Genomic DNA, 26,694 nt, shown 5'->3' with positions numbered 1-26,694 from the left:
TGCGACGACAATGAGTCGGGAATCCGGTGAACTGTTTAGAACCTCTCTTCACAAATTGCCGCACTTCGTTGCGACACGAGAGATGGACCGCTCAATCGCGAACTTCGTCACGAAGCTCGATCACTAATTCATGATCTGCGGTTGATGCTGCGCTGCGAATTGACGCGTGCACGGGCAGTGCTGCTGTCTCATTCCGCGTCGCAATATGCATGGAAATGATGAGGCCGAGCGCTCGGGACTCTGTTAGCTTGTTTCGCGGGGAATGACTTCACAGGCAGGAGTGGAGTGCATGGACAGGCTGGTGGAAATTCGCAGTCAGGAATCTCTGTGCCGGGAGCGTGCGGCGCTCGATTTCGAGCGCCGGGTTTTCTGGCTCGCACAAGCCCAGGAATGGGAGCAGCGCGCGCTCGACGAAATTGCCTATCACTTCCGGGAGCGTAACGTCGGCCAGGCGGAGCTTGCCCGAAACTGACGTTTCGCAACTGAGGTTGGCCGCAAGCAAGACCTACTGATAAGTCGCCACGATATCGGACACGGCGCGCTCGAGCTGTTGCGCGGTGGCGCATTGACGCACGACGCTGCAAAAGGTCGCGTAGCGCGGCATCTCGGAATCGCCAAAGCCCCAGGCGAGCCGTCCTTCGGGATTGAGCCAGACCAGCCGCTTCGAGCGTTCGGAGATGCGGCGCAGGATGTCGGCACGCGGGTCGAGATTGTTGCTGCGGGCATCGCCGAGCACGATCACCGTGGTCTGCGGCGTCAGCGCGCTCATGAAGTCCTTCTCGAAATCGACCAGCGAAGAGCCGTAGTCGGACGAGCCGAAGCCGACCTTGGACATGATCTCGGACATCGCCTCTTCCGGCGAATTCTTCTCCAGGAGTTCGCTGACCTCGATCAGGTGCGAGGAGAAGGCGAAGGAGCGGACGTCGTCGACCACCTCGTGCAGCGAGTGGATCAGGAGCAGGAAGAAATCGGAGACCTGCGCGACAGAGCCGGAGACGTCGCAGAGCGCTACGATCTTCGGCCGATCGCGATGCTTGCGCTTCCATGCGGTGAGAAAGGGCACGCCGCCCCAGGCCGCATTGCGGCGGAGCGTGCGGCGGACGTCGAGATGGCCGCGGCGCTGGCGCTTGCGCGGCTTGGAATAGCGCTCGCGCAGCCGGCGCGCGATCTGGCGGATGAGCGCGCGCATCTCGGCGACCTGGCGACGTTCGATACGGGCAAGCGGGGCATTGCGCAAAATCTCGTTGCGGAGATTTTCGGCCTCCTCGCGGGCGTAGAGGGCAAGGCCTTGCGAGACGGTGTCGCGCACCGCCTCACGCAAGGCGTCGAGCGCGGCGCGCAGACGCTCGGCCAGGGCCGGATTGGTCGCGGTCAGCTGGTCGAGATCGTCGCGCAGGCGCTGGAGGCCCATGGCGTCGAGGATGCGGCTGGAGAAGATGCCGCGCTGGGTGGAGTAGCGGATGTCAGACAGGGAGGCCGTACCGGAGGCGCTGGCGATGGCGGCTGCGATCGCATTGCGGTCCTGCGACAGCAGCATCTGCGCAAGCGGACCCAATTCCTGGGGAGACTGACCTTCGCCCGGCTCGCTGGCCGAGCTGGAGGAGGGCTGCTGATCCGCCTCCTGCGATGTGCCGTCGTCGCCCGTCTCGGGCTGATCCTGCCGCGGCTCTGGCTGGCTGAAGAAGAGATCGAAGCAGTCGCCGAGGGCGAGCTTCTCGTCCTGGGATTTGGCGAGCGTCAGCAGCAGTGAATCGCGCAGGATGGCCCGGTCGGAAAAGCCGACCTGCTTGACCGCGCGCATCGCATCGATGCTCTCCGCAGGCGAGACGTGGACGCCGACGCCCCGCGCTGCCCGAAAGAAACGATGGAGGTTCTCGCGCATCGGCGTCAACCGAAGACGTTGGACCGTGCCGCCTTGGCAATGAAGGTCGTCACCTGCGGCCTTGCTGCCTCGATGTCGGCTTCGTATTTCAGGAGCACGTTGAGGGTGTCCTTGACGATATCGGTGTCGAGCTCCGCAGCCTGGAGCAGCACCAGGACGCGTGCCCAGTCGATGGTCTCGCTGACCGATGGGAGCTTCTTCAGATCCAGCGAGCGGATCTCGTGGATGAAGCCGACCATTTGCCGGCGCAGCGCCTGCGAGATGCCGGGTACGCGGCTTTCGACGATGCGCTCCTCGAGCCGCTGTTCGGGGAAGCCGATATGCAGATGCAGGCAGCGCCGCTTCAGGGCGTCGCCGAGGTCGCGCTCGCTGTTGGAGGTGAGGATCACGGTCGGCGGCGTGATCGCGGAGACGGTGCCGAGCTCGGGGATCGTGACCTGGAAGTCGGACAGGATCTCCAGCAGCAGCGATTCAAATTCCGCGTCCGACTTGTCGATCTCGTCGATCAGCAGCACGCAGCCGCCCGGCTGCTCCAGCGCCTGGAGCAGGGGACGCGGCTCGACGAATTCCTTGGAGAAGAACACGTCGCCGAAATCGTGGAGCTGGTCGAGCGCCGCATGCAGCGTCTGCGCGCCGCCCAGGACTTCGCCGAGCTTGTCCTTGAGGATCTGGGTGTAGAGAAGCTGCTTGGCGTATTTCCACTCGTAGAGCGCCTTGGCTTCGTCGAGGCCCTCGTAGCATTGCAGGCGGATCATCTTCATGCCGCGCCAGGCCGCGATCGCCTTGGCAAGCTCGGTCTTGCCGACGCCCGCAGGGCCCTCGACCAGGATCGGCTTCTCGATCTGCTGTGACAAGTAGACGGCAGTCGCGATCTGCCGGCTCGCGATATAGCCCTGCGCGGCGAGGCCGCTCTCCACTGCCTCGATCGAGGTCGAGGCCTTCTGATCAGCCACGAGGGCGCTCCCAAAGGTCTTGCTTGAGGCTTGTTCTGCCTGCGTTCCTGGCAAAGAACAAGCCTCGTTTGGGAGGCATCAGACTCGCGCGAATGCCGGTTTTTCCGCTAAGCGCAAATAGTGGAGCGCCTCGCCGTTCGCTTAGGTCAATGCCGCAGCACTTCCGGCTTGCGGATGGTCTGTCTGACCTCGGCGCCGCAGTCGGCGCATTCATAGACGAAGTCGATCTTGGCAAGGCTCCAATGCGGTTCGACCTCGCGCACATACATCGGCAGGAACCCCATGCAGGTGGGGCAATTCACGGGCGCGATTTCGACATCCTGATGATGCTGTACATAAGCTGGCATCTCGGCTCTCCTTCGCAGGCGACTACCAAACCCCGCGCGAAAGCTACTGCCGGTCGCGCCAGGCGCGTCATCAACTCTTTCGAACGGAGATGGAACGGCGGAGGTTTGTCGCTCGCTGTGACATTCTTGTTACGTGTCCGTACTGTAACGGGCGGACCGAATGCCTATTTCTGCGGCCAATCCGGCTGTTCGGATCCTCACCCAACGATAAGGGAGCAATGCCATGACGCATGCCATTCGTTTTCACAAGACCGGCGGCCCGGAAGTCCTGGTCTGGGAGGAGGTCAGCGTCGGTAAGCCCGGACCGGGCGAGGCGCGCATCCGCCACACCGCCGTCGGCCTCAATTTCGTCGACATCTACAACCGCTCGGGCTTGTACCCAGCGCAACTGCCGAGCGGGCTCGGCAGCGAGGCGGCCGGCATCGTCGAGGAGGTCGGCCCAGGTGTCACCGATCTGAAGCCGGGCGATCGCGTCGTTTATGGCGCCTCGCCGCTCGGGGCCTATTCCGAGGCGCGGCTGATCCCTGCAGACCGCCTGCTGAAGCTGCCCGATGGCGTCGACGACAAGACCGCGGCGGCGATGATGCTGAAGGGGCTCACCACACAATATCTGATCCGGCAGACCTATCGGGTGAAGGCCGGCGATACCATCCTGCTGCATGCCGCGGCCGGCGGCGTCGGTCTGATCCTGGGCCAGTGGGCCAAGCATCTCGGCGCGACCGTGATCGGTACCGTCAGCAACGATGAGAAGGCCAAGCTCGCCAAGGCGCATGGCTGCGACCACGTCATCATCTACACGTGCGAGGATTTCGTGAAGCGGGTCGACGAGATCACGGGCGGCAAGAAGGTCCCGGTGGTTTACGACTCCGTCGGTAAGGACACGTTCCTGAAGTCGCTGGACTGCCTTGCTCCGCTCGGCGTCGCCGCGCTGTTCGGCCAGTCCTCCGGCGCGGTCGAGCCGCTCAATCTCGGCCTGCTCTCGCAGAAGGGCTCGCTCTACGTCACGCGGCCGACGCTGTTCACCTACGCCGCCAAGCGGGAGAATCTGGTCGCGATGGCAGGCGAGCTGTTCGACGTCGTCAAGTCCGGCGCGGTCAAGATCGAGGTGCACCAGACCTATCCGTTGAAGGACGCCGCAAAGGCGCATGCCGATCTCGCCGCACGCAAGACCACGGGATCGACCGTTCTTCTGGTGTAGTGTCCGGCCGGACGGCGGCGCAGGCCATCCGGCCTGCGTCACGTCCGTTCGTGCTTGCGCAAATCGCGGACGTGATCGAGGCGGGATGCCTGGAGGTCGAGATCTTCAGGCGGGATCTCTGGCAGGGCGGCCTCGGTCAGGAGGGCCTCGGTGACGTCCTCGACCGAATTCTCCGCAATCTCGTGGATGAACGAGACATTCCGGTATTCGCCCGAGGCGATGCGGGCGATGACCTCACGCCGCGTGATCTCAGGGTCGACGACCGCCTCGCGGCCCCGCCGTCCATAGTCGATCATCACGACGAAATATTGCATGAAAACGACCCCGCCGCGCTCCCGCGGCAGAGTATTTCGGAAAACCGGAAGCAAGTCAAGATCTATTTCTAAAAAATCGAAATAGGCTGGCCGGCGGCCCTCACTTCCCCTTCTTGCGGGGGCGCGCCGATTTCGCGCGCAGCCGCTCGAGCTGCCCCTTGGGCATCGACAGGCAGATCTCCCCGACCCAGTCCAGCTTCACGCCGACGATCGGCTTGGCGTTGAAGCTGGTGAGATTGACGACGGACGGGCTTTTCCCCCGCTCGATGGTCTTCAAATAGCGTTCCCCGGTCTTGAGCCGGACCACGGCCTCTTCGCCGTAGAAGCTCGACAGCGGATGGCGCTGGTCCTTGTAGACCACGATCACGTCGCCGCTCTCGTATTTGGGCAGCATCGAATCGCCCACGATCTCGAACGCGACGGTTTCTTCCATGATCGGGAAGGGCAGCGCGATGTCGCCGAGCCCTTCCGGCGGAACCTGCTCATAATCCGGCTCGATCACGGCACCGGCGCCGACGCGGCCCATGATCGGCGCAAGATTGAGCTCGAGATATTCCATGATCGGAATGATCTCCGAAGCCTTCACCAGCCGCTCGCCGCCGAGGATCTCCGAGACCGCACCGGGCCGCACGCCCATGGCCGCCGCCAGGCCGCCCTTGCTCTTGCCCGTCTTCTCCAGGCCCCGCTCGATCATTGCAACGTCCAACATGGTGATTCCCTCGATTGCGCACCGACTTGCCTCTTGTAATCCGAAATTCGGAATTGATGCAATTATGAATATCAGAAATATTTGCTTGACTTGAGCTTCGGAATACCGGAAGCTGCCTCTCGCCATCCGGTCGTGCGATCGGAGGGGGCGCATCACAGGACAGCATCATGGAACCGGGCCATTGGCCGTCGGAGCACTCCGACGCGCTTCGCGACTATTTTCGCAAGGGGATGTCTTATGCGGAGATCGGAAGACAGATTAACGCAAGGTTTGGAACGGCTTACACGCGCAACGCGGTGATCGGCCGCGCCAAGCGACTGAGGCTGGTCATACCGGAATGGATCACGAGCCCATCGATCGCGCCATATTTGCCGGGTGAGGCTCCGGTTCCGCAACGCCGCGCGGTGCTGCCGAACCTGAACCTGCCGCCGAAGTCCGCCATCAAGCCTGCGGCGCAGGTGAAATTGCGCTGTGTCGGCGTTCAGCCGCGCCTGATCCGACTGGTTGAACTCGAGTCGGCCGACTGCCGCTATCCCTATGGCGGCGACAAGGACGGGGAGGAGATCGCCTTCTGTGGTCATCCGCGCCAGCCGGGCTCCAGCTATTGCGCACCGCATGCGCGCTTGACCCGCCGCTCCGGTGCTGCGTCTGCCCTCATTCCCGGGCCTGTCGTGCTGAGGCTGGTCTCGGCTGCCTGAGCTCGCACCACCCGTTTCATCGTTAATTCGCAAGGAGTATCCGAGTGGCTCGTGCCCGACGCAACAAGTCCTACAAACTGGCGAAGATCTACGACCGGCGGTCCCGCGAGGTGCCGTTCAATGCAGAAGTCGCGGAGGTCGAGGTCGACAACCCGCTGGCGCTCGATTCCGGTGAGAAAATCCTGGCCATCCGGTCGATCCGTGGCGATCCACTGGGCCGGCTGCATGCCCACCACCAGATCGACGAGGCGCAATACCGCGGCGGGCGCGCCTTCCAGAACGATTGGGAGCGGGCGGAGCGGGGGCCTCAGGCGGTGGACCCGACGAGGGAATATGTCGACGGCGCGCGCACGCGTGAGCCGGTCACCGAGAGCCAGCGTCAGGCGGTGTTGCGGCTGAACCGGGTCGAGCGCGAACTCGGTACCGACGGCGCCGCGCTGGTGCACGACGTGCTGATCCTGGGCCTGACCATGGATCAGATCGGGCAGCGTCGCGCCGTCCGGACGCAGCGCTGGAACGATTATTTTGCGCGGCGTTTTCGCGAATGCCTGGACCGGCTGGCGCTGATCTATGGCTTTGCGACGGAAACGGGGACGCGACGGGCAGAGCGGCGCAGTTGAAGTCCGCACGCCGGCGGCCTCGGCTGCCGGCGGGCCGGTCTGTCGCCTAGGGATGCGGTACGATCTGGTAAGGCGTCGTGTAGGGCTCGACCCGGAGCGAGGCGTTGGCCAGGAGCCCGATCCTGGCGGTCGGCGCCTGCTGCAATTCGCCGTTCGGGCCGCGATGCACGTTGTATTGCCAGACCGTGAGATCGCCCTTCTGCGCCAGCGCGTGCGCAACCGCGCTGGCATCATTGCCGCCGAGCGCCTGAAGTTCCTCGGTCGATAATCCGACGACGATCTCGTCCTTGATGGTGACGATCTTGAACAGGTTCATCTTGGTCTCCTGCGCCCATGCGCCTTGTATCGAGAGGGTGAAAAGCGCGGCCGCGGCGCCCTTGATGAGATCGCTGCGAGAAAGCATGCCGTCGTCCTTTGGTGCTGACGTGCGCCCGAATCGAAGTGTCCTCAGCCATGGCGCCCGTTGTCTGCGTGGCCGTGTCGCAACGGCTTGGTCGTTCGTTCATGGACAGCGGTTCATGAGCGAAGAACATTTCCGGACCGATGAATCCCGAGGCGACAGCTCGCGCCGAGATCAGGACGCTGGAGATCAGCTGCGAGATCAATCTTCGTTTGGCCGCGGATACAACCGCCGAAGTCGCACTCAACAAATACGTGTATGGGCTTGAAAGCCGCTCATTCGCAGCAACGTCCATTCATATCGGAAACAGCCGAAACGTTGCGCCGATTGACAGCGACCGGGGCCGTGTGCGTGATTGATGCCGCCTCTTGACGCAGGTGGGTGACGGCGGTCGATATTCCTGTTATCCGGAATTGCCATGGTGCGATGCAGACGAAGCATCGCTACAGCCATTGTTGGCCTTGCCGGACGGGTTGTTTTTTGGCATAAGTGCAACCATTTGGTTGAGCCCGTGGTTTGGACGTGTCGTCCAGCGGTGCCAGCCGGTCGGGCCACCCGATCGAGAGTTCGTCGCGATACGGTCATGTTGTGGCGTCGTGGCGTTCGTTCTTGAGTGGATCACGAAGGCCGATGCTTGTCATAGGTGCGAGATGAAAAACCTCAATTTCGCGGGTGAACTGCACCTCAAGCTCGGCGTGCCCGCAAGCGGCACGGTCGAAAGTCTGCGTCTACTCCGTGCGTTCCTGAAGCTCGCGCCTCGACAGCGTTTCGAGGTCATCAAGCTGGTCGAAGACCTCGCCACGGAAGAAGCTCTTCCCGAGCACCCCTTGTCCTAAGCCCGCCGTCCTGAGCCCCGGCCGCGCGCCGGCCTTGCGCCGCTCTTTCGTTGTCCTGCTTCGTATTCCTGCCGGAGCCGGACCGCCGGCGACGTTTCCCCCGTGGCTGGCGCTGGAAGGCGATCCGGCAAGTGTGGTATTCAGTTGGGAAAACGGGAGGAGTGCGACCATGATCGAACCGAAGCTCGAAGTTCCGGCCGAACTGCGCGACCTGGCCGAGAAGACGATTGACCAGGCGGAACAAGCATTCGGCATGTTTTTCGAAGCCGCCACCAAATCGATGTCGTCCGTCCCGGGCGCAGGGACGGAGGTGTCGAAGCAGGCGCTGGTTTTCACCGAGCAGAATATGAAGTCGGCCTTCGAGCATGCGCGCAAGCTGGTTCATGCCACCGACCTCCAGGAAGCGATGCGAATCCAGTCCGATTTCCTGCGCAGCCAGTTCACCAGCGCCGGAGATCACATGCGCCAGATGACCGGCAGCCTCATGCAGCCGGGCAAGGGCAAGTCCTGATTCCCGGCTTGTGCACAACGTGCCCACAAATTGAACTTGCATGGCGTGGCGATCCGCACTTCGATGCTGGTGCGGATCCATGCCGGGCCACCGAATGACCTCATTCGCCGTCTGGCATCCCTTCTGCTGATCCCTGTCGGTCCTCCGGCAGGGATTTGCATTTCTGGCAGATGCGTGGTGCTCCGCGCGCTACCGCTTGACGCTTTGCGCGAACGCGGCCCTTCGGGGCCGGAACATGCGCTCACGCAGCGATGCGATGTAGGCCGCGATGTCGCCGGCTTCGATCCGGCTCAACGGGAGATTCGGCATCTTCGGGTGCGGATCGAGCAGGAAGAAGGCGAGCCTCTCCGGATTGAAGTCCTGCCTGCGCGCAACGGAGGCAAAGGAGGGGACGTCGGCACTCGCCTGGGTCTGGCCGTTTGCGACGGCATGGCAGCTTGCGCACCAGCGCTTGGCGAGGTCGGCACCGTGACCGGCATCGGCCGCGAGCGCGGAGGACGTACCGACGCTCGAGGTTACGGCCAGCAGCAGGAAGATTCGTCTCAAATGCTGGTGCATAGGGTAACCTTCATGCATTCGCCGGCGCCGCCAAGCTTATCCGCAGCACGATCCCGGAAATTGCGAGAGATCAATGCGGGCGATGATCGACCGCAGCAGCTTGCGGACCGAACGATAGAGATGCGGTAAGGGTGCCGGCATCCTCGCTGCGGGCAGAGCTTTCGTATCAAGGCTTTCGATATAGGGCGACACGTGTCTCTCCGAGGCCATACGGCTCTTCTACGCTGCCGCCCCGGAGCCGCCTTGATCTGCCGCAAAGCGCCCGGCTAGTAGTCGCCCGGATTCATGATCATCGGGCTCTTCGTGTCAGCCGGCGCGAGTGCGCTGCTGGCGCTGTCACGCAGGAAGCGGTCGAGCGTTTGCTGGATCTTCTCCTTGACCGCGTTGGGGCCGCGATCGCTCATCTCGGTGTGCTGCGCGCCGGTGTTGACGATGTCGATACCACGCGCCTTGGCCTCTTCCGGCGTCGGCAGCACGCCGGGGTCGGTCACGAAATGCGGGTCCTTCGACCTGAACGACAGGATCTTCATGCCGTCGCTGAGCACGAACGGCACCCGCAGATTGTCGAGCGTGATCACCTTCGACACCAGCTCCGGGTGCTGATGGGCGACATACATCGAGACATCGCCGCCGTTGGAATGGCCGACGAGGGTGATGTGGTCGTAGTCGACGTTCTCCAGCCGCCTCTTCAGTTCGCCGAGCACGAAAAGAATGTTGGCCTCACAGCGGATATAGACGTCACGCCGGCCGACATATTTCTGACCGACATGGGTCATCAGCGGCGGGTCGCTCGGCAGATCCTGCTGGATGCTGACGACCAGATAGCCGCGTGCGGCCAGCGCGTTGGCGAGGAAGGAATATTCGGTGGCCTTGACGGTGTTGCCGTTGCTGATGATGGCGAGGGGGAGCTTCCAGAGGCCGAGATTGGCCTTGGTCTCGTAGTCACGCCGCACCGCCACCTCGACGGCGATCGGCCGCTGACGCGAGGCGTCGAACAGCGCCACAGCCTCATGGCGGATCGCGAACCGGCTGACGATGAAGTACTCCCCGACGCCGAGGACGCAGAGAAACGCCAGGATTGCAAACACCCTCTTCATGGTCTCGTCTCAAATCACATTTGGCTGAACATGGTCATTGGGAACTCCCCGATCGAGCGATCGTGAGCAGGTTACGGGATTAAATTTAGGCAAGTCTGTGAGCAAGGCGGCAAAAGGGCCGCATGCCAGGGGACCATTGCGCGAATGGCAGGGCGGCTAGAGACAGCCGGATTTACCGCGTTCAGGGCAGAGCCGGAATGCGCTCGACAGCGTGAGCAGGAAGCGGGGACTGCGGCGCGCGTTGTCCGGTGCCCGGTAGCTCAAGGGCACGGCCACGCCGAGATCGGCCTGGAGATCGTTCGGCAGGAAGAAACGCACACCGGCTCCGGCCGATGTGAGCGACAGGCCCTCGCTCAAGCGGTAACCGTCGTTCCAGACGGCACCGGCCTCGCCAAAGGCGTAGAGCTGATAGCCGGTCCAGTAGCGGAAATTGAGCTTCTGGTCGAAGCGCAGTTCGAGCGAGCCGGCAAGGCCGTTGTCGCCACTGATCTCGGCTGCGCCATAGCCCCGGCCGAAGGCTGCGCCGCCGAGATAGAATTGTTGCGAGGTGAATAGCGGCCGCGACGCGGTCTGGCTCGCCGCGGAGAGCTTGAGCGACCAGGCATCGTTGAGAGTCTGGTAGCGGGTGAACCAGAGGTTCAGCACCGAGAAATTCGACGAGGCGCCGTCGCGCGACAATAGAGGGTCGTCGAAATGCGAAGCGCCGAAAACGTCGAGGCCCTGGCGGTAGGTCAGCGTCGCGAAATTGGTGCCGCCGAAGTGATCCTGCAGCCTGTAGTCGGCGGTCAGGCTCGCCGTCCTGATGTGGTCGTTGTACCAGGGGCCATACAGGTCGTGCTCGGACACGTTGCTGAAGGTCATCGCTGCAGTCAGCGTGAGCGCAGAGGATTGCGATTGCAGCGGAGCGATGCCGGCGCGCAGCTCGAAGGCCTCGGTCGTCGTGATGTCGCTGTCGAGGCGGCGGGCATCACCCGGTCGCACCGCGCTGTAGAGGACGGAGGCGCCGAGACGTACGCCGTCGACGCCGACGGGCGTGTCATAGGACAGCCGCGCAAAGCCGAGCTGGCGAGGATCGTTGGCAATCGTCGACAGGTTGACTGCCAGCGTGTCTCCGGGCGTGAGGTAGGAGTTGAACGCGCCGGTGGCATAGCTCTGCCAGGGGCCGACCGAGGAGGAACCGAGATTGTCCAGGCCGAACGAGGAGAAGACGTGCCAGGTCTTCAAATAGACCGTGAGACGGAAGCGGCCGGACGCACCGCCGATTTCCTCGAGCGCGCTATCGGTGATCCGAACGCCCGGCCGGCCATTGATGAGGAAGAGCTGGCGTTCGAGCGTCGGGAGGCGTGACGGCTGCTCGGCCAGAACCGGCTCGAGCATCGGCCTGACGCCGAATTGGTCGGCGCCGTCGCCTTTCAGCTCGACCTGCACGATGGCGCCTTCGATCACCTGGATCCGGACCCGGCCGTCCGCAATGTCCTGCGGCGGCACGATGGCCCGGCTCAGATGGAAGCCGTCGGCGCGGTAGAGATCGCTGATCGCGCCTGCGATCCCGGCGAGATCCGCCTGCGAGACCTTCTTGCCGAGATACGGCTGATAGACCGCGGCAATGCGATCGGGGGAGACGGCGTGGGCGCCGCTGACGTTGACGCCGCGCAGCACGAACTGCGGCTTGGTATCGCCGCCGATGTTGGGCTGGCCGACCGTCGGCAGCCTGACTGGCGGGCGGCTCAGCGTTTCCCGCTCGGTTTGGTTCTCAAAGTATTTCTCGGGCTGGCGTGGATCGAAACCCGGCTGGCTCGCCTGTTGTGCGAATGCCTGGGAAATTCCCGCAAAAATCGGTGCCAACAATGCCAGCGCGGTAAGGAGATGCCGCTTCTCTGCGCGCGCCACGAACCGGTCCCCGTAGTTTGACGGAGATTCTCCGAGGGGGCGGTAAGGGTTCGTTAGCTGCATGATTTTTCATAGTTTTTTATGGTCAATGAATGGTTAAGGCGGCCGCTTGGCTGGCCGTTACCTGCTAATTCTCTCTTGAGTGATTTCGGATACGCCTCAGATCTGGCTGTAACGCGGACTGAGGATCGTCATGCTCGGCAGAATTGGAATGCGGTGCGCTTTCGCGGGCGCACTGATCCTGGCAATGGCTTCCGGTGCATCCGCTGCGGAGGATGGCGTCTGGTCGGTCAGCAAGGCCACCGGTGAGGTTTGGATCGCGACGGACGGGGCGCAACAGGTCTCGCTGAACCAGGAAGAGACGCTCAAGCCGGGCAATACCATCCGCACCGGACGCAATGGCCGGGTGCTGCTCGTCCGCGGCGAGGAAACGATCCTGATCTCTCCCAACTCCGTGGTCGGCTTGCCGGCCGAGAAGAAGGAGGGGCTATCGACCACCATCATCCAGCAGGCGGGTCAGATCCTCCTCGAAGTCGAGAAGCGCAACGTCAAGCATTTCGAGGTCGAGACGCCCTATCTCGCCGCCGTGGTCAAGGGAACGCGGTTTAGCATCACAGTGGGAGCGGGTAGTACCAAGGTCGGCGTGCTGCGCGGCCAGGTCGAGGTCTCCGACTTCAGGACGGGACAGATTGCCCAGGTCATGCCAGATCAAGCGGCCACGGTCTTCGAGCATGGCAAAGCCGGTATCAGCCTGAGTGGTGCGGGGACGTTCAATCCGATCGAGCACGGCAAGCCGCGCGCTCCTACGATCGAGCGTGTGCCCGTACCGAAATCAGGCCTGTCGGCACCGCGCAACGCCGCGAACGGCCATGCGATCCACGCGTTCGGTCCGATCGACAAGGGGACCAAGGCGGCGGGCGCGCCGAAGCCATCTCATCAGGCGGCAGGAGGTCATGTATCCAGGGCCGGTGTCGTGCGCATCTCGAGCTCGCTCGGCGAGGTCAAGCTGAACTTCCACAAGGTGACACGCGGGCTCGCCCACGGCGCCGTTGCTCCTGGCCAGGTGCGCAATGCGAATGCCAACGCCAACGCCAACGCAAGCGTCAGTGCTGACTCGGCCTGGAGCGACGGCAACACCAGCACGCCAGCGTCCAACAGCAACGTCCAGACTGCGGTGACGACAAGCGGCGCCGTAACGCCTGGCAGCAGTGGCTCGTCGAACCCAGGCGCTGCGATAGCCAACAACGGAAACGCCGGCAGCAATGGAAATTCCGGCAATGGCAACAACGGCAACAGCAATGGCGGCGGCAGCGGCAATAACGGCGCCACCGGCAATGGCTGGGGCAACAACGGTAACGGCAATTCGAATGGCGGCGGCCACGGCAGCGATGGCCGCGGCCACAATAGACACTGAGGCAATGTTCGAGGTGGCGCGCCCGTTGAAGCGGGGGCGTGGGAGGATCGGGTGAAACGTTATCGGCCGCATATTCTCGTTGTGATCGCGCTTGCGATCGTGCTGTCCACGGGATGGCATGGTGCGCTTCGCAACGCGCTCACCGATCTGCGGTTCGCCTGGCAATCGCGTGACGCCAGCGGCAACGTCGTCGTCGTGGCCATCGACGCAGCGTCCATCGATCAGATCGGAGTGTGGCCCTGGCCGCGCCAGCTGCACGCGGAGCTGTTGCACAGGCTCGAGGCCGCGGGAGCGGCGGACATCGCCTTCGATGTCGATTTCAGCACGCCGTCGGATCCGGCGTCCGACGAGGCCCTCGTCAAGGCCCTTCGCGAGGTCGGGGGCTCCACGATCCTGCCGTCGTTCAAGCAGCCGACGCCGAATGGTGGCGCGGCGCACGTCAATCGCCCCCTGAAGCCGTTCGCAAACCAGTCGTGGCCGGCCGTCGTGAACGTCGCAGTCGAATCCGACGGACTCGTTCGCCGCTATCCGTTAGCGGAACGGCTCGGCGATGCCTTGATGCCGTCGATGGCCGTCGTGCTGGCCGGGCAGGACGCCAATCGGCGGCCGCCCTTCCTGATCGATTTCAGCATTGTTGCGACCTCCATTCCGAGCGTCTCCTATGTCGACGTGTTGCGCGGCGATACCGCTGTTCTCGACAGACTGAGAAACAGGAAGATCATCGTCGGCGCCACGGCGCTCGAGCTTGGCGATCGGTTCAGCGTCCCCAATGGCAAGATCGTCTCGGGGCCGGTCCTCCAGGCGCTGGCCGCCGAATCGATCCTTCAGGGCCGGATGCTGCGCTGGACGTCCGATATCGGCATGATTCTGGGCCTGGGTGTGATCTGCCTGCTGATGTTGTATTCGTGGCGCCGCGTCGCGCCGGGAATTCGCGTCGCTGTCCTCATCGCCTTCGGGGCGGCCGTCGAACTGGTCGCAGCCCTCGTGCAGGCAAGATGGCCCCTCGTCATCGACACATCGCTATTCCACATCGCGATCATCGCCTATCTGACCGCGATTGCGCTGGACGAGATCGATTTCCGGAGTCTGCTGGGACGCATCGCCGAGAGCCGCTTTCACCGCATCGCGATGTCGCTTGGCGACGGCCTCGTCTGCACCGACGAGGATCACCGGATCACGGTCTGGAATCCGGGCGCAAGCGCGATCTTCGGCTTCACGCCGGCCGAGATGATCGGCCGCCCGTTCGGAACGCTGTGCGCGGTGCCGGCGGACGGCGATGCAAGACCGTCCATGCATGACGCCGCGCATCAGGCGCTTCTGGTTCCGGGCGGCGCGGTCGTGATCGAGTTCGAGGGCCGGCGCAAGAACGGCGAAACCTTCCCCGTCGAAGCGAGCTTTTCGGGCTGGCAGGGAACCGATGGCTTTCAGTACGGTGCGATCCTGCGCGACATCTCGGTGCGCAAGCGCGAGGCCGAACGCGTCAAATATCTTGCCGAGCATGACGTGCTGACCGGCCTTGCCAATCGCAACGCGCTGCATGCCGGGCTGGCCGGCATGATTGCGGATGCGGATCGTAAGCCTCGCGAGATCGCGTTGCTCGTGATCGGGCTCGACGGCTTCCAGCAAATCAACAACATGCTCGGGCATTCAGCCGGTGACCGCGTATTGCGGGCCGTCGCCGAGCGTCTCCGGATCGAAGTCGATGGCAAGGCGGTCGTTGCCCGGCTCAGCGGCGACGAATTCGCCATCGCGCTTGATTGTGCAGAGACCGGCGATCCGATCGCGGCGTTCGCCGAGCGGATCGCGCACGCGTTCGAAGCACCGCTTGCGACGGGCACCCGGCAGCACCGCGTCAGGATCAGCATCGGAGTTGCCGTCTATCCTGAAGGCGGACACAACGCCGACGATCTCCTGAGCAACGGCCATCTCGCTTTGAGCCGTGCCAAGGCGACGCGGCGGGGTAGCCACGTGCTCTTCGAGGCCGCGATCAGGCAGGAGCTGGAGAACCGGCTGACGCTGGAGAGTGAGTTGGCGCTTGCCGCAGATCGCGGCGAGTTCGAGCTGTTCTACCAGCCCCAGGTTCGTCTGATCGACGGCAGCCTTGTCGGAGCGGAAGCGCTGATCCGTTGGCGACATCCCGTCCGCGGCTACGTCTCGCCTGCGGAGTTCATGCCGGTGGTCAACACATCGGCTCTGTCCGAGCGGATCGCGAACTGGGTGATGGAGACCGCCTGCCGTCAGGCGCGTGCCTGGGAGTTGTCGGGCAACGGCGTGCGCGTCGCGATCAACCTGTCGCCCTCGCAGCTTCAGTCCGGCGATCTCGCGCATGCGGTTGCGGCACTGCTCGATGCGACGGGGCTCTCGCCTTCGCTGCTCGAGATCGAGGTCACCGAAGACATCCTGCTTCATGACGAAAGCCGCGTGCTCGACATGTTCAAGCGGATTCAGCAGCTGGGTGTTCGCGTCCTGTTCGATGATTTCGGCACGGGCTATGCAAGCCTGAGCTATCTGAAGAAGTTTCCGCTCGACGGGCTCAAGATCGACCGGTCATTCGTGTTCGATCTGCTCGCGAATTCCGACGATGCCGCGATCGTCGGCTCGACCATCGGACTCAGCAAACAGCTCGGCCTCACGGTCGTGGCTGAAGGCATTGAGAACCGCGCAACAGCCGACTTCCTGGTCAGCATGGGATGCGAGGAAGGGCAGGGATATTTCTTCGGCCGTCCGATGCCTGCCGAGGCATTCGAGACGCAATTCCTGGCCGCTGAGCTTGGGGCCGTCAGCGCTGCCTGAGGGGGGGTGGCCGCGTTTTCTACCGCCGCCGCGCGACCGCGACGCCAAAGAGGAAAGCGACGAACAGGCTGGCAAGCGGCGCTTCACGCGTGATCGCCGCGACCGTCGCGAGGGCTCCGCCGGGCTTGCGCGATTCCTCGATCGTAGAGGTCAGACGGTCGACTGCTGCGTGCAGGCCGCCGGCGACTTCACCGATCGTGCGGGAGACATCTGCTGCCGTATCGATGGCACGCTCGGCCACGCCGGGTTGGGAAGGGGATTGCGGGATCTCCGTGCTCAAGTGCGCGACCTCCAGGCCTGATGGCGGAGGCCGGCACCTTTGGCTATCCGCGCGAGCGCTCGTTTAGAACAGCGGGTCTGATGACCTTTGGCTATCCGCGACAGGCGCCGTGATTGACGGCGGGTGCCGGCCTTGAATGGGCAATTCAGCGGGCGGGATTTTGTTCCGGCTAAAGCGAAGCCCCCGGGAAACGACGGATGCGAATCTCTGTTAGGTTGGCGGGAGCTTTGCTGACGTCAGGAGACAGCCGTGACCGATCGAACCATGACGGATCGCGCCCGGCGCATCGCCTTGCTCGGTGCCCCCATCGACATGGGTGCTTCGCAGCGCGGCACCTTGATGGGCCCTGCGGCGCTGCGTACCGCGGGCCTTGCGACATTGCTCGAGAGCCTGGGTTTCGAGGTCGTCGACTACGGCGATGTTTCCGCAAGCGAGGTGCGGGACCTCGCCGACAGGCCGCCGGAAAGAGCCAATCACTACCGGGAAATCCAGCGCTGGACGCGCGTTCTGAGCCAACGAGGCCATGAGATCGCGAAAACCGGTGCGCTGCCGATCTTCCTCGGCGGCGATCACACGCTGTCCATGGGATCGGTCAATGCCATGGCGCGCCATTGGCAGGAGCGTGGACGGGAGCTGTTCGTGCTCTGGCTCGATGCCCATGCCGACTACAACACGCCGGAGACGACGATCACCGCGAACATGCACGGCATGTCGGCCGCGTTCTTGTGCGGCGAGCCCGGCCTCGACGGCCTGCTCGGCGACGATCCGCGCGCTTCGATCACCCCGGATAGGCTGGACCTGTTCGGCGCGCGTTCGATCGACAAGCTCGAAAAGGAGCTGATGCGCGCACGCCAGATCAGGGTCGTCGACATGCGCCAGATCGACGAATTCGGCGTCGCCGTGTTGATCCGGCGGGTCATCGAGCGGGTCAAGGCGAGCAACGGCGTGCTGCACGTCAGCTTCGACGTCGATTTCCTCGATCCGTGCGTGGCGCCGGGCGTCGGCACCACGGTGCCGGGTGGTGCGACCTACCGCGAAGCGCATCTGATCATGGAGCTGTTGCACGATTCCGGCGTGGTCGGATCGGTCGACATCGTCGAGCTCAATCCCTTTCTGGACGAACGCGGTCGGACGGCGCGGACCGCTGTCGAGCTGATCGGCAGCCTGTTCGGCCAGCAGATCACCGATCGGCCGACGCCGAGCAACGCGATCGCTCCGGGCGAGTGAATCGGCGGACGCACTTGTGCGCTGCAAGGGCAACGGCCGAAAGGGGCTGTTCTTCGCGCGGGCGCTTTGCTGCCGCAGAAGCGCCATTCTGGCCTGGAACATGTTGGAGGGATGTGGGAACCGGGAGGGGCGCCCATGAATTAACCTCCGATAGGACAACAGCGGATCCATCGATGACAAGTGATCGTTTCGCCAGCTCCATGTCTACCGCCCTCCGCCATCCCGGCGTGATCGCGCTCATCGTGGCCGGTGTGACGATTGCAGCAATGCTGATCGTCGACCACGGCCCCTGGAATCGCGCCAAGACCCAGCCCGCCCATGTTGCGATGTATGCAACCACGGGAGAAGCGGCACGGGCCGCTGGCGCCGCAGTGCTCCCGACCAGACCGAAATCGCCGATCGAGCCGGCGCGGCCGGGGCCGAAGACGTCGCCGACCGTCAATCCCGTGACGCCGTAGTTCGTCAGCCCATCACCGACGAGCCGAGCAAGGCGAGGACGGCCAGCGCCATCAGCGCGGTGCCGAGCCAGCCGAGTGCGATCAGCCATGACCGGGCCCTGAAGCGGCCCATGATCGCGCGGCTCGAGACGATCAGCATCATCATCGCCATGATGGGGACGGCGACGATGCCATTCAGCACCGCGCTCCAGACCAGCATGTGGATCGAGTCTATTCCGGTGAAGCCGAGCCCGAAGCCGATGATGGTGGCCGCGGCGATGATGGTGTAGAACCCGACCGCCTCGTCGGGCTTGGCCTCCAGCGTGGCGCGCCAGCCGAAGATCTCCGCGACGCCATAAGCGGCCGAGCCTGCCAGCACCGGGATCGCGAGCAGGCCCGTGCCGATGATGCCGAGCGCGAACAGCGCGAAGGTGAAGTCTCCGGCGAGCGGTCGCAGCGCTTCGGCCGCCTCCGTTGCCGAACCGATGTTGGTGACGCCGTTGGCGTGCAGCACCGACGCGGTGGTGAGAATGATGAAGAAGGCGATGCCGTTGGACAGCAGCATGCCGGAGATGGTGTCGGCCCTGATGCGCGCGAGCTCAGGTCGGCCGCCGCGCTTGAGCTCGCGAAGCGGCTTGTCCTGTTTGCCCTGATGCATCTCCTCGATCTCCTGCGCGGCCTGCCAGAAGAACAGATAAGGGCTGATCGTGGTGCCGAGCACCGCCACCACCATCATGAAATAGTCGGCGCTGACATTGGCCTTGGGCCATACCGCGGCGAGCAGCGCCGTGCTCCACGGGATCTTGATGGTGAAGGCGGTCGCGACATAGGCGAACAGCGCCAGGGTGAGGAATTTCAGCACCGGCGAGTAGCGGCGATAGGGCAGGAACACCTGTAGCAGGGTCGAGCCCGCCGCGAAGATCAGCGCGTGCTCGTGGTTGAGCCCGCCGATGACGAGCGAAAGCGCTTCGGCCATCGCGGCGATGTCGGCGGCGATGTTGAACGTGTTCGCGGCGACGAGCATGGCGACGAGGCCCAGCACCGCCCAGCGCGGCGCGACCTGCATGACGTTGGCAGCGAGCCCCTTGCCGGTGACGCGGCCGATCTGCGCACTGACGAGCTGGATGGCGATCATGAACGGTGTGGTCAGAAACACCGTCCACAGCAGCCCGTAGCCGAATTGCGCGCCGGCCTGCGAATAGGTGGCGATGCCCGACGGATCGTCGTCGGCAGCTCCGGTGATCAGGCCCGGCCCCAGCCGTTGCAGCAGCGTCGGCGAGGATTTCGTCGGGGTGCCGGCGCTGTCGCTCATGGAAGGAAGACCTCGATCGGGGCGTTGTTCTCATAGCAAATGCTAATGAGAGAACATAAGTTCCTGCCGCGCGGCCAACCGTGGTATTTCTGAAAATGCTAATTCAACTTGACCGCCGGGCAAAACACCTGTAGATTGCCACCATCGCAAGAGTTCTATTCCGCACGGCCGACCCGCGAGGTTTGTCCCGCGTCCGGTGGCGATCTCAACATCAGGGATGAAGGCTTGCGCCGCCTCGCTACTTGACGCTGACGAACATGCCCCAGGCGGCGGCCAGCGCCGCGCCGGAAAAGACGATCAGCGGGTTGTCACAGAACCGGCTGCCGTAGGTGCACATGGTGACGCCGAACGAGCCGATCTCGTGATGGCTCGCGGAATAGAACAGTCCCGACAGCACCAGCAATGCAGCGGCGACGTAGTACATGGGCGATCTCTCCGAAGCGCTCCCGATTGCGTCCGCGCAAGGAGAGCGGGCGACATGCTTCAGCATGTCGCGAAGAGCTTTCATTCCGCCGAATCCGATATGCCGGATTTGGCTAAATTTGGCGCCAAATACCTGTTTTTCCCGACGCGGCAAGGCGGAACGCTCTCACGACGCAGGGCCCCGCACCGCGGGGCCTTGCCTTGTCAGGTCAGGCGAACGCTATCGCCGCGTACCCGCGCCGTAGAGCTCGCGCTCGCGGCCGATGTCTTCCGGCGACAGCGGCGGGCTTGCGGCATCGAAGTCGGTCCAGCCGCTCTTCTGCCAGGCCGCGCTGCGATCCCCGAGGTTCACGGACCTCTCGTGAAGAAGCGCATCGAGCCGCGCGCGGTCCTGGTCGGGCACCCTCGCGGACACCAGCGTGCCACCGCGACGAACGCCCTCGGCATAGCGCGATGCATCCTCCCTCGAGACGCCGGCCTGCGTCAGGGCGCCGACGATTCCGCCCGTGGCCGCTCCGGCCGCTGCGCCGGCGGCGGTCGAGGCCAGCCATCCTGCAGCGACGACCGGCCCGAGGCCGGGAATGGCGAGCAGGCCAAGGCCGGCGAGAAGGCCTGCCGCGCCGCCGAGGCCGGCGCCGATGCTGGCACCGGTGCCGGCGCCTTCGGCACGATCGTCGGTGCCGTCGCGGTCACGGTCGACCTTGCCGCGCTTGGAGCCGTACCAATTGTCCGAATTGTTGGCGACGATGCTGATGTCGGATTGCGGCACGCCGGCCGCCTCGAGCCGGGTCACGGCGCGCTCGGCGTCGGAATAATTGTCGTAGAGGCGGGAGATGATGGTTGTCATGTCCGGGATTCCTTACTTGGCCGGGTTCACGTTGCCCTGGAAGTCCAGGCTGACGTCGGTCTTGGTGCCGGCCTTGTCGGCCTTGCCGCGCCAGACGCCCTGGTCATCCTTCTGCAGGCCGGAGACGTTGGAATATCCGGCGCCCTCGATCCGCGATTTCGCCTGTCCCTCGGTGAAGCTGTTGCGTCCGGCGACCGGTGTGTTCGAGTTGTTCTGGTCCGAGCTGTTGACGGGGTTGTTGGCCGGCCCGCTTTGCGCCGGCTGCGACTGGGCGCCCGCGGGCACTGATGCGAGCAGCAACAAGGTTGCGGCCAGCAGAGTTAGACGTGTCATGTTGTTGTCTCCTGCAAGTGATTGTGCCGGCGACAACAAGCGAGATTCGAATTGGTTGCTCGGGTTTCGAAGCTGCCGAGGGCCGCAGCATGGTCAAGCTTCGATCGAACTCGCGAGGTGAGGCCATGAGGAACGATTGCCCCGCTGTCTCGTTTGCTCGCTTCGCCTTTCCTCGCACTGCGCACCGTCACGGCGAAGCGCGGCAATGAGCCGAGCCACAGAGCCGAATGGAATGTCGCAACGGCCAGCGACAAAGTGGCACATTGTGGGTTGGCGGGTTGCGCGTGCCGATTAATGCACGCTTAGTCTCATTGAAGTTACAGGTAGTCGATCCATCTGTTGCAGCTCGCCAGAATGAGGGCCGTATGAGTCTGTGGTATTTCCTGGGCGACTGGCTCGCGGGTGTCCCAACCTATGGCGCGCTATTCAGGCGAATGATGATCAACACCGTTTGGGCCATCGGCCTCCTCTTCGTCATGATGTTTCTTGGGCTTCCCGGTGAAGATGCTGCAATTGTCATCTTCAGTCTTGTTGTCGTGAACGGCGTGATGTCCTTTGTTTTTCTGCGCCAGCGCCTGCAAATGCGTGATTGAGAGCTCGTCGGATGGGTAGCGCGAAAGCGAAACCCATCAATCCGTCCGTCGACGACGAGGCATGATGGGTTCGCAAGGTTCAACCGAGGGTTAGATTTAACGGGAACGGGGCCGCCTCAATCGGAGCGCCGGCAATATACCTCTGTATGATCCACTTGCGGAACCAATGGAGTAACGTCCCTCCGATTTTGATGGGGGCTTTATATGGATCTGTTCCGCGCAGAGAAAATCGGAGAAATCGAAAATAATTCGGCCCGGAAATGTCGTATCTGCGACAAGCAGCTGGAGTTGGTTCGCGCAATACTGAACATGGAAACCGGCAACCTCATCCACCTGTTCGAATGCGAATGCGGCGAACGCATCTGGAACGACTGAGGCCTCCTCAGCTCGTAGGATGGGTAGAGCGCTTGCGAAACCCATCGACGACGAGGCATCACGGGTTTCGCAAGGGCTCAACCATCCTACGCCTAGACCCGCTTCAGTTCGAAAGATCAGGGCTCTCGCGCAATTTGATATTAGGACAGGAACATTCCTGCAATTGCCGAGTTTTCCCGTCGCCCTTCCCCAAGGGCAAACCCGATCGGCCCCAGCTCTAATGCCCGCCGAAATCCCCTGAGCTGGGGCCATTTTTCTAAGGGCGCCCCGGAGCTGAGTTGAGTTGTGAATCCGGGGCCGTTCTGGTTTTGCGACCGGAGGTGAGCTTATTTTTCGCGGTTTGGAAATCGTATTCAGCAGCTAAGGAGCGCGCCATGGGAGAGCGCCGCAGAGTGAAGCAAACTCGCTCGCTTGAAGAACGAATCGCCGAACAGGCCAATAAACTCAAGGAACGGGCGAGCAGGTTACCGGCTGGTGCGGAACGTGAGGGTTTACTTAAGCGAGCCAGGCTCGCCGAGATCGGCTCCCATCTAACCGACTGGCTGGCCTCGCCCGGATTGCAGCGGCGCAAATAAGCGTCGGAGCGACTGTTCACGCCCAAGGGGCGTCCCCCCGGCAAATTTCGATATGAAGAGCCGTTTCAGTTGGCGACCTCGTCGTTCGTAGTTCGTAGTTCGTAGGATGGGTAGAGCGAAGCGAAACCCATCAAAAGCCCCACCGACGAAGCAGATGGGTTTCGCAAGCTCAACCCATCCTACCGCTCAAGGATGCGAGTGCCTCCTAGGATCAATCGCTATCCTTGCGTGCCCTTGTTCCTCTCAGCTCAACACCTTCTGCGAGCCTTATCAAGTTGCCGGCGAGCCGGAGCCAGGCTTCCTTGGCAGCCTGAGTGCTCAGGCTCGCTGCGTTCTGAATGCATTCCTCCGCCTGGTCGCGGAACCATTTGGCATCTTCTTGGCTCATGGGCCACGACCTTCAGGCTACAGCCGAAAGCCCAGCGTCTGGGCAATAGGAAGGCGCTGGGCTTCCGGCAGTGCAAAGGCTCGATGATCAAACAAAAAGCCTAGTGCACGACACGAAGAAAATAGTAGCCGACGCCACCGATCACGAGAACCGTAGGCACGGCCCAAAGCAGTACGACTGGCATGGTTTCCTCCTCCATTCTCTGCCCGCTGACTAAACGGGCAAAGGAAGGTTGCGGTTCCAGGGTGCACGCGTGCCGTCCGCTTCCGTTCCGGGCTCCGCGCGCTGCTGCTCGATCGCACTCTCAACCTCATCCGCAAGCCTAGAAAAGTGGTCGGCCAAGCTTGTGTACAGGAGCTCGTAGGATGGGTAGAGCGAAGCGAAACCCATCAAAAGCCCCACCGACGAAGCAGATGGGTTTCGCAAGTGCTCAACCCATCCTACGCACTAATCTTCCAACGCGATGCGCAAGCCGATCACGATGATCGCGGAGAGGAGAAACGAAATCGCGAGCAGCGTCCAACGGGGCCTGGTGCTTCCACGGGCTACGCACGCGACGAGCATTTTCATGCTCGTCAACATTCGTCTCGGGGAAGCCGATGCAGGTACGCCATCCCGAAGCCGGCGAGTTCTTCGGGATCGCTCGTGCGCTCTTCCCATCTCCTGTGCAGCTGGCGTTCGAGGAGGCAGCGCCGGCTGTCCTTGGCATCGACGTCAGGATGCCGCGCCCGGTACACCGTCCATGCGATCTCCGTGGCGTTCTTCAAGACGGCTTCGTCGACCATGCTCACTCTCCGCGGACCGAAACCCAGTCGCTGCCAACTCAAGGCATTCCGGAAAGTTTCCAGTTTTTCCCGGTACTTAGACGAAGAGAGGAGATCGAGACTTCAGCAACGGCCCTTAGCTGACGGCTAGGGCGTATCGGTCATGTCCGGTCTCGGAGACAAGGCGGAGCGCATGCCCTCGTTTTGGGGTCCGCAGACGTGCCGAGAGCCAGTTGCACTTCTCGATGTGCCGTAGGAACAAAATCTCATTGATTTAATTTATTTAATACGATTTAATCGTCTTTAGCCATTGGAGACCGCTGTGCCAGACCAGGATGACGACCGTCGGGAGTTCTTGAAGACCTGCGGAAAGTTCGCGGCGGTGACGCCGCCGACCATTACTCTCTTGCTCTCGACGTCCTTGACATCCGACGCGATTGCGCAGTCGGGCGCGCGCGGTGTCCACGGCAACAATGGCATAGGCAACGGCGGCGGCGACGGCAGTCCCAACGGTAAACCCGACAAGGACCGCTGACTCGCAGCGCACGACTACGCCCGGGAGAGAGAGACAATGCGGGCCAGACGCGGCGACATAGATTGGCACTTCGCCTCTATTGTTGTTTCGCTGATCTGGCTAGCGTTGCTTTCTGCGACGCTTCTCGCGGTGCTTTTGCTTGGGCATCCCTGAAAGACAAAACCGGAGCGCACCCTTCAGGTTTCCTTGGGCCGGTGAACACGGCCGCGTTTCCCAACCGGCGAGCGGCTGCAGCCCGACGAAACACGCCTGAAACAGTGCTGAAACCCGATTGTCCTGAACTCCGCGCGCCCGGGCCTCGACCAACGAAGCGAAAAGGAGATCATCATGATCCAGATCGGTTCGAAGGAAGAGGTCGCGTTTCTGCTGGCGCTGTTCGGCACCCATACCCAGCCTGTGAAGCGGCCGAAGCCGAAATCGCAGCAGCGGTGAGAGGCGCACAGCCATGCCCGGTTTGGCCGAATGCCAGAGCCTGCTCCGGCTCCTGATCGCCAGGGGCGATCCCAAGGCCATCCCGCTCGCCAAAGGCGCCATCGACCAGTTTCTGAACACGGCACCTCACAGTGCCCGCGGGCGCGGCCTGCGCGTGCTCCAGCGCGACGCACTCGACCAGCATGATCTGGCGGTCGGCGTGCAGCGCTCGTTCGCCGAGACGGTGGACGCCTATATCGAGTGCAAGCTTGCGGAGGAATAGGCTGGCGCAGTCCGGGCCCTCACGCGATCATTGACGCGTCAGTGTCGGCCGGGATCGCGTGGGAGGCAGCGGCGGCCGAGACTGCTCTGAGTCCAGCACGGCGATCTTGCGGCCGAGCTGCCACACCTCGACTTTGCCGTGCCGCGTGAATTGCTGCGCGAAGATGAGGGCGGACTCGTCGGACGGGGCCTCGAACGCTTCGGCCGAGCGGAAGACGCCGTTCTCGCCGACCAGGTAAGCGCGATATTGCTGGCTCATGTCGGCGCCCTCAGCCCGGGGGAGCGCAGCCAGGCATCGATCTGCATGGCGGTCTCGTCCTGCCGCGCCCGGCGCAGCAGCATCTCGCGTTGGCGTCCCGGCGCCAGCCGACGCGCTTCCTCGCGACAGCGGATGGCCTCGTCGGCCAATCTTTCGTTGAGTGTCGTGGTCTGTTTGAAACGACGCCGCTTCAGCATGGCGCATCTCCCTCGTTCGCATTTTTGGGCGGGAGCGCAATCTGGCGTTCTCGTCACCGACCGTTGCCAGGAGCCTTGCGGTGATGGATGAAAGCTACGCCTGCCGCGGCGGGGAGTCTGTATCTTTTGATACGTCTCGCAGATTAAATTTCGACGTGATTTGAGACTGTTGAGCGACTTACTCAATTAAATCCAAGTTACGAGCCGAAGCGACCTGTGGTAGTTTACCGACATCACCGGCCGAGGCTCTGCCCGTAGGCGTCGGTGGCTGAGAGACCCATTGTGCTCCCGCCTGCGAAGCGAAGGGAGCACTGTGATGCGGGTGCATCGGCCGACACCTGTCGATGATGACCAGACAGAATACATGCGACAGCACGTGCGCGAATGCCGTGAGCTGTTGAAGCAGCCGCTGCCTGATACGTTTCTCGGACGCAAGACGATGGATGTGCCTCCGAAGGAGGAGGATGCGGATGCCGGGTGACGGATGCGGTGTACCAAGAGGCCTAGCGCTGCCCATGAAACCCTTTTGGCTTCCGTCCCGGCGGATGACCTTTCGGAGCGTACACTAAGCCTAATCCCGGAAGGTTGCGATATTTTTCGAGCAAAGATGGAAGCTTGGGCATCGTTCGCTCGCGAAAGGCATTGAGTTCGTCGGCGAGTTTTTGTGAGTTTTCGACCACGGCCTTCATATCTGGAAGCGTCACTTCCTGCATCGTTCCCGTTTCGCCGGCCGTGGACATCCGCATTTGAAAAACCTCGCGTTTGGCCGTTTGGGCGACGCCCCAGGTGTCGTGGACATACTTATTGCGTTGCCCTGCGCTTTTGCCGATCCGACGGAGAATGTCTTCGAGGATGTTCAGTTCGCTGCGATGCTCTGCAAATAATACACGTGCGATTGCTTGAAGCATCTCGCGTCTGCCCCGGTTGCTATCGATCGCATAGAATATGCTGCGTGCGACAGCCGGCGGAGAGCCCGACATGACCTCGAACAGCATATACATGTTCCATTCGACGTTGGCCCATGCGACGCTAATGTGACCTAGTTGTTCTGCATGCGCAGGTTCGGAATCAAGCTTCGTGGTGATAGTGATGAATTGACGAGGGCTGTCAGACATGACCCCTCCGCAGGAGCGCGTCTCCATGCAGCCTGGCATTGTTCATTGCAGTCTCACATCTCGTGCCGATTAGGATTCCGCGCATTCGTGCCTCAAGCAGTGGCTATCGTCGAAGCGCGCC

General features: G+C 62.9%; 35 protein-coding genes. 16 read left to right on the top strand and 19 right to left on the bottom strand.

What is annotated here, in order from left to right; all coding sequences use genetic code 11:
• The first annotated feature begins 289 nt into the window (after positions 1 to 289).
• Complete coding sequence (locus tag IVA79_RS22720; protein ID WP_247556850.1) at positions 290 to 472, top strand: hypothetical protein; 183 nt, start codon at positions 290 to 292, stop codon at positions 470 to 472.
• A gap of 33 nt (positions 473 to 505) precedes the next feature.
• On the opposite strand, the gene IVA79_RS22715 is transcribed toward IVA79_RS22720, so the two are convergent.
• From IVA79_RS22715 to IVA79_RS22705, 3 genes are all read right to left on the bottom strand, one after another.
• Complete coding sequence (locus IVA79_RS22715; protein WP_247556848.1) at positions 506 to 1,882, bottom strand: VWA domain-containing protein; 1,377 nt, start codon at positions 1,880 to 1,882, stop codon at positions 506 to 508.
• Positions 1,883 to 1,887: 5 nt separating this feature from the next.
• Positions 1,888 to 2,835, bottom strand: coding sequence for a MoxR family ATPase (locus IVA79_RS22710; protein ID WP_247556846.1), 948 nt, complete (start codon positions 2,833 to 2,835; stop codon positions 1,888 to 1,890).
• A 146-nt stretch (positions 2,836 to 2,981) separates the two neighbouring features.
• Entirely contained in the window at positions 2,982 to 3,182 is a 201-nt protein-coding gene (locus IVA79_RS22705) for a hypothetical protein (protein WP_194403530.1), read from the bottom strand.
• 223 nt (positions 3,183 to 3,405) lie between these two features.
• On the opposite strand from IVA79_RS22705, the gene IVA79_RS22700 reads away from it, so the two are divergent.
• Complete coding sequence (locus tag IVA79_RS22700) at positions 3,406 to 4,380, top strand: quinone oxidoreductase (RefSeq protein ID WP_247556844.1); 975 nt, start codon at positions 3,406 to 3,408, stop codon at positions 4,378 to 4,380.
• A 38-nt stretch (positions 4,381 to 4,418) separates the two neighbouring features.
• On the opposite strand, the gene IVA79_RS22695 is transcribed toward IVA79_RS22700, so the two are convergent.
• Both IVA79_RS22695 and IVA79_RS22690 read right to left on the bottom strand, forming a co-directional pair.
• On the bottom strand, positions 4,419 to 4,694 hold the full coding sequence (locus IVA79_RS22695) for a hypothetical protein (RefSeq protein ID WP_247556841.1): 276 nt from the start codon (positions 4,692 to 4,694) through the stop codon (positions 4,419 to 4,421).
• 100 nt (positions 4,695 to 4,794) lie between these two features.
• Positions 4,795 to 5,403 (bottom strand): S24 family peptidase, encoded by a 609-nt coding sequence (locus IVA79_RS22690; RefSeq protein ID WP_018644790.1) that lies wholly within the window; start codon positions 5,401 to 5,403, stop codon positions 4,795 to 4,797.
• A 167-nt stretch (positions 5,404 to 5,570) separates the two neighbouring features.
• Between IVA79_RS22690 and IVA79_RS22685 the strand changes: the two genes are divergently transcribed.
• Both IVA79_RS22685 and IVA79_RS22680 read left to right on the top strand, forming a co-directional pair.
• Positions 5,571 to 6,101 (top strand): GcrA family cell cycle regulator, encoded by a 531-nt coding sequence (locus IVA79_RS22685; RefSeq protein WP_247556838.1) that lies wholly within the window; start codon positions 5,571 to 5,573, stop codon positions 6,099 to 6,101.
• A gap of 44 nt (positions 6,102 to 6,145) precedes the next feature.
• Complete coding sequence (locus IVA79_RS22680) at positions 6,146 to 6,721, top strand: hypothetical protein (protein WP_247556836.1); 576 nt, start codon at positions 6,146 to 6,148, stop codon at positions 6,719 to 6,721.
• A gap of 46 nt (positions 6,722 to 6,767) precedes the next feature.
• On the opposite strand, the gene IVA79_RS22675 is transcribed toward IVA79_RS22680, so the two are convergent.
• On the bottom strand, positions 6,768 to 7,124 hold the full coding sequence (locus IVA79_RS22675) for a hypothetical protein (RefSeq protein ID WP_247556835.1): 357 nt from the start codon (positions 7,122 to 7,124) through the stop codon (positions 6,768 to 6,770).
• Between the two features lie 647 nt (positions 7,125 to 7,771).
• Between IVA79_RS22675 and IVA79_RS22670 the strand changes: the two genes are divergently transcribed.
• Together IVA79_RS22670 and IVA79_RS22665 are read left to right on the top strand one after the other, a co-directional pair.
• Positions 7,772 to 7,957: a hypothetical protein gene (locus IVA79_RS22670; protein WP_063202839.1), complete on the top strand. Its 186-nt coding sequence runs from the start codon at positions 7,772 to 7,774 to the stop codon at positions 7,955 to 7,957.
• Positions 7,958 to 8,126: 169 nt separating this feature from the next.
• Positions 8,127 to 8,468 carry a phasin gene (locus IVA79_RS22665; RefSeq protein ID WP_247556833.1) on the top strand — a complete coding sequence of 114 codons (342 nt, stop codon included), beginning with the start codon at positions 8,127 to 8,129 and terminating at the stop codon, positions 8,466 to 8,468.
• 189 nt (positions 8,469 to 8,657) lie between these two features.
• Here IVA79_RS22665 and IVA79_RS22660 read toward each other — a convergent pair whose 3' ends face one another.
• From IVA79_RS22660 to IVA79_RS22650, 3 genes are all read right to left on the bottom strand, one after another.
• Positions 8,658 to 9,026 (bottom strand): c-type cytochrome, encoded by a 369-nt coding sequence (locus tag IVA79_RS22660; RefSeq protein ID WP_247556832.1) that lies wholly within the window; start codon positions 9,024 to 9,026, stop codon positions 8,658 to 8,660.
• 266 nt (positions 9,027 to 9,292) lie between these two features.
• Positions 9,293 to 10,123: an alpha/beta hydrolase gene (locus IVA79_RS22655; RefSeq protein ID WP_247556829.1), complete on the bottom strand. Its 831-nt coding sequence runs from the start codon at positions 10,121 to 10,123 to the stop codon at positions 9,293 to 9,295.
• Positions 10,124 to 10,279: 156 nt separating this feature from the next.
• The gene (locus IVA79_RS22650) at positions 10,280 to 12,076 is read right to left on the bottom strand and encodes a POTRA domain-containing protein (RefSeq protein WP_247556827.1); all 1,797 of its coding nucleotides are present in this window, start codon (positions 12,074 to 12,076) and stop codon (positions 10,280 to 10,282) included.
• A gap of 130 nt (positions 12,077 to 12,206) precedes the next feature.
• Between IVA79_RS22650 and IVA79_RS22645 the strand changes: the two genes are divergently transcribed.
• Both IVA79_RS22645 and IVA79_RS22640 read left to right on the top strand, forming a co-directional pair.
• Positions 12,207 to 13,427, top strand: coding sequence for a FecR domain-containing protein (locus tag IVA79_RS22645; protein ID WP_247556825.1), 1,221 nt, complete (start codon positions 12,207 to 12,209; stop codon positions 13,425 to 13,427).
• A 51-nt stretch (positions 13,428 to 13,478) separates the two neighbouring features.
• Entirely contained in the window at positions 13,479 to 16,220 is a 2,742-nt protein-coding gene (locus tag IVA79_RS22640; protein ID WP_247556822.1) for an EAL domain-containing protein, read from the top strand.
• A 19-nt stretch (positions 16,221 to 16,239) separates the two neighbouring features.
• Here IVA79_RS22640 and IVA79_RS22635 read toward each other — a convergent pair whose 3' ends face one another.
• On the bottom strand, positions 16,240 to 16,500 hold the full coding sequence (locus IVA79_RS22635; protein ID WP_247556818.1) for a hypothetical protein: 261 nt from the start codon (positions 16,498 to 16,500) through the stop codon (positions 16,240 to 16,242).
• A 249-nt stretch (positions 16,501 to 16,749) separates the two neighbouring features.
• Here IVA79_RS22635 and rocF point away from each other — a divergent pair, with 249 nt between their 5' ends.
• Both rocF and IVA79_RS22625 read left to right on the top strand, forming a co-directional pair.
• Positions 16,750 to 17,727, top strand: a complete 978-nt coding sequence (rocF, locus tag IVA79_RS22630; protein WP_247556815.1) for an arginase — start codon at positions 16,750 to 16,752, stop codon at positions 17,725 to 17,727.
• 173 nt (positions 17,728 to 17,900) lie between these two features.
• Positions 17,901 to 18,185: a hypothetical protein gene (locus IVA79_RS22625; protein WP_247556813.1), complete on the top strand. Its 285-nt coding sequence runs from the start codon at positions 17,901 to 17,903 to the stop codon at positions 18,183 to 18,185.
• Positions 18,186 to 18,189: 4 nt separating this feature from the next.
• On the opposite strand, the gene IVA79_RS22620 is transcribed toward IVA79_RS22625, so the two are convergent.
• From IVA79_RS22620 to IVA79_RS22605, 4 genes are all read right to left on the bottom strand, one after another.
• A complete protein-coding gene (locus IVA79_RS22620) occupies positions 18,190 to 19,476 on the bottom strand; it encodes a divalent metal cation transporter (RefSeq protein ID WP_247556811.1) in 1,287 nt (428 codons plus the stop codon).
• A 238-nt stretch (positions 19,477 to 19,714) separates the two neighbouring features.
• A complete protein-coding gene (locus tag IVA79_RS22615) occupies positions 19,715 to 19,900 on the bottom strand; it encodes a hypothetical protein (protein ID WP_247556810.1) in 186 nt (61 codons plus the stop codon).
• Positions 19,901 to 20,119: 219 nt separating this feature from the next.
• Positions 20,120 to 20,746: a general stress protein gene (locus tag IVA79_RS22610; protein ID WP_247556808.1), complete on the bottom strand. Its 627-nt coding sequence runs from the start codon at positions 20,744 to 20,746 to the stop codon at positions 20,120 to 20,122.
• 12 nt (positions 20,747 to 20,758) lie between these two features.
• Complete coding sequence (locus tag IVA79_RS22605; protein WP_247556806.1) at positions 20,759 to 21,079, bottom strand: hypothetical protein; 321 nt, start codon at positions 21,077 to 21,079, stop codon at positions 20,759 to 20,761.
• Between the two features lie 365 nt (positions 21,080 to 21,444).
• On the opposite strand from IVA79_RS22605, the gene IVA79_RS22600 reads away from it, so the two are divergent.
• From IVA79_RS22600 to IVA79_RS22590, 3 genes are all read left to right on the top strand, one after another.
• Complete coding sequence (locus IVA79_RS22600) at positions 21,445 to 21,672, top strand: hypothetical protein (protein ID WP_247556804.1); 228 nt, start codon at positions 21,445 to 21,447, stop codon at positions 21,670 to 21,672.
• Positions 21,673 to 21,876: 204 nt separating this feature from the next.
• Positions 21,877 to 22,047: a hypothetical protein gene (locus IVA79_RS22595; RefSeq protein WP_247556802.1), complete on the top strand. Its 171-nt coding sequence runs from the start codon at positions 21,877 to 21,879 to the stop codon at positions 22,045 to 22,047.
• A 374-nt stretch (positions 22,048 to 22,421) separates the two neighbouring features.
• The gene (locus tag IVA79_RS22590) at positions 22,422 to 22,622 is read left to right on the top strand and encodes a hypothetical protein (protein WP_247556800.1); all 201 of its coding nucleotides are present in this window, start codon (positions 22,422 to 22,424) and stop codon (positions 22,620 to 22,622) included.
• A 211-nt stretch (positions 22,623 to 22,833) separates the two neighbouring features.
• Here IVA79_RS22590 and IVA79_RS22585 read toward each other — a convergent pair whose 3' ends face one another.
• The gene (locus tag IVA79_RS22585) at positions 22,834 to 23,010 is read right to left on the bottom strand and encodes a hypothetical protein (protein ID WP_247556798.1); all 177 of its coding nucleotides are present in this window, start codon (positions 23,008 to 23,010) and stop codon (positions 22,834 to 22,836) included.
• A 575-nt stretch (positions 23,011 to 23,585) separates the two neighbouring features.
• On the bottom strand, positions 23,586 to 23,795 hold the full coding sequence (locus tag IVA79_RS22580) for a hypothetical protein (protein ID WP_247556795.1): 210 nt from the start codon (positions 23,793 to 23,795) through the stop codon (positions 23,586 to 23,588).
• A 289-nt stretch (positions 23,796 to 24,084) separates the two neighbouring features.
• Between IVA79_RS22580 and IVA79_RS22575 the strand changes: the two genes are divergently transcribed.
• Entirely contained in the window at positions 24,085 to 24,309 is a 225-nt protein-coding gene (locus IVA79_RS22575; RefSeq protein ID WP_247556792.1) for a hypothetical protein, read from the top strand.
• A gap of 445 nt (positions 24,310 to 24,754) precedes the next feature.
• Entirely contained in the window at positions 24,755 to 25,003 is a 249-nt protein-coding gene (locus tag IVA79_RS22570; protein ID WP_247556790.1) for a hypothetical protein, read from the top strand.
• A gap of 27 nt (positions 25,004 to 25,030) precedes the next feature.
• Here IVA79_RS22570 and IVA79_RS22565 read toward each other — a convergent pair whose 3' ends face one another.
• Positions 25,031 to 25,261 (bottom strand): hypothetical protein, encoded by a 231-nt coding sequence (locus IVA79_RS22565; RefSeq protein ID WP_247556787.1) that lies wholly within the window; start codon positions 25,259 to 25,261, stop codon positions 25,031 to 25,033.
• Entirely contained in the window at positions 25,258 to 25,458 is a 201-nt protein-coding gene (locus IVA79_RS22560) for a hypothetical protein (protein ID WP_247556784.1), read from the bottom strand. The genes IVA79_RS22565 and IVA79_RS22560 overlap by 4 nt, the downstream gene beginning before the upstream one ends.
• A 316-nt stretch (positions 25,459 to 25,774) precedes the next feature.
• On the opposite strand from IVA79_RS22560, the gene IVA79_RS22555 reads away from it, so the two are divergent.
• The gene (locus tag IVA79_RS22555) at positions 25,775 to 25,939 is read left to right on the top strand and encodes a hypothetical protein (protein ID WP_247556782.1); all 165 of its coding nucleotides are present in this window, start codon (positions 25,775 to 25,777) and stop codon (positions 25,937 to 25,939) included.
• 22 nt (positions 25,940 to 25,961) lie between these two features.
• Here the strand turns inward: IVA79_RS22555 and IVA79_RS22550 are convergent, their stop codons facing one another.
• Positions 25,962 to 26,573 (bottom strand): hypothetical protein, encoded by a 612-nt coding sequence (locus IVA79_RS22550; protein WP_247556781.1) that lies wholly within the window; start codon positions 26,571 to 26,573, stop codon positions 25,962 to 25,964.
• Positions 26,574 to 26,694 lie beyond the last annotated feature (121 nt).

It is taken from the genome of Bradyrhizobium sp. 138, from assembly GCF_023074075.1.
GTDB lineage: Bacteria > Pseudomonadota > Alphaproteobacteria > Rhizobiales > Xanthobacteraceae > Bradyrhizobium.
This window is presented reverse-complemented; position numbering and strand designations above follow the sequence as displayed.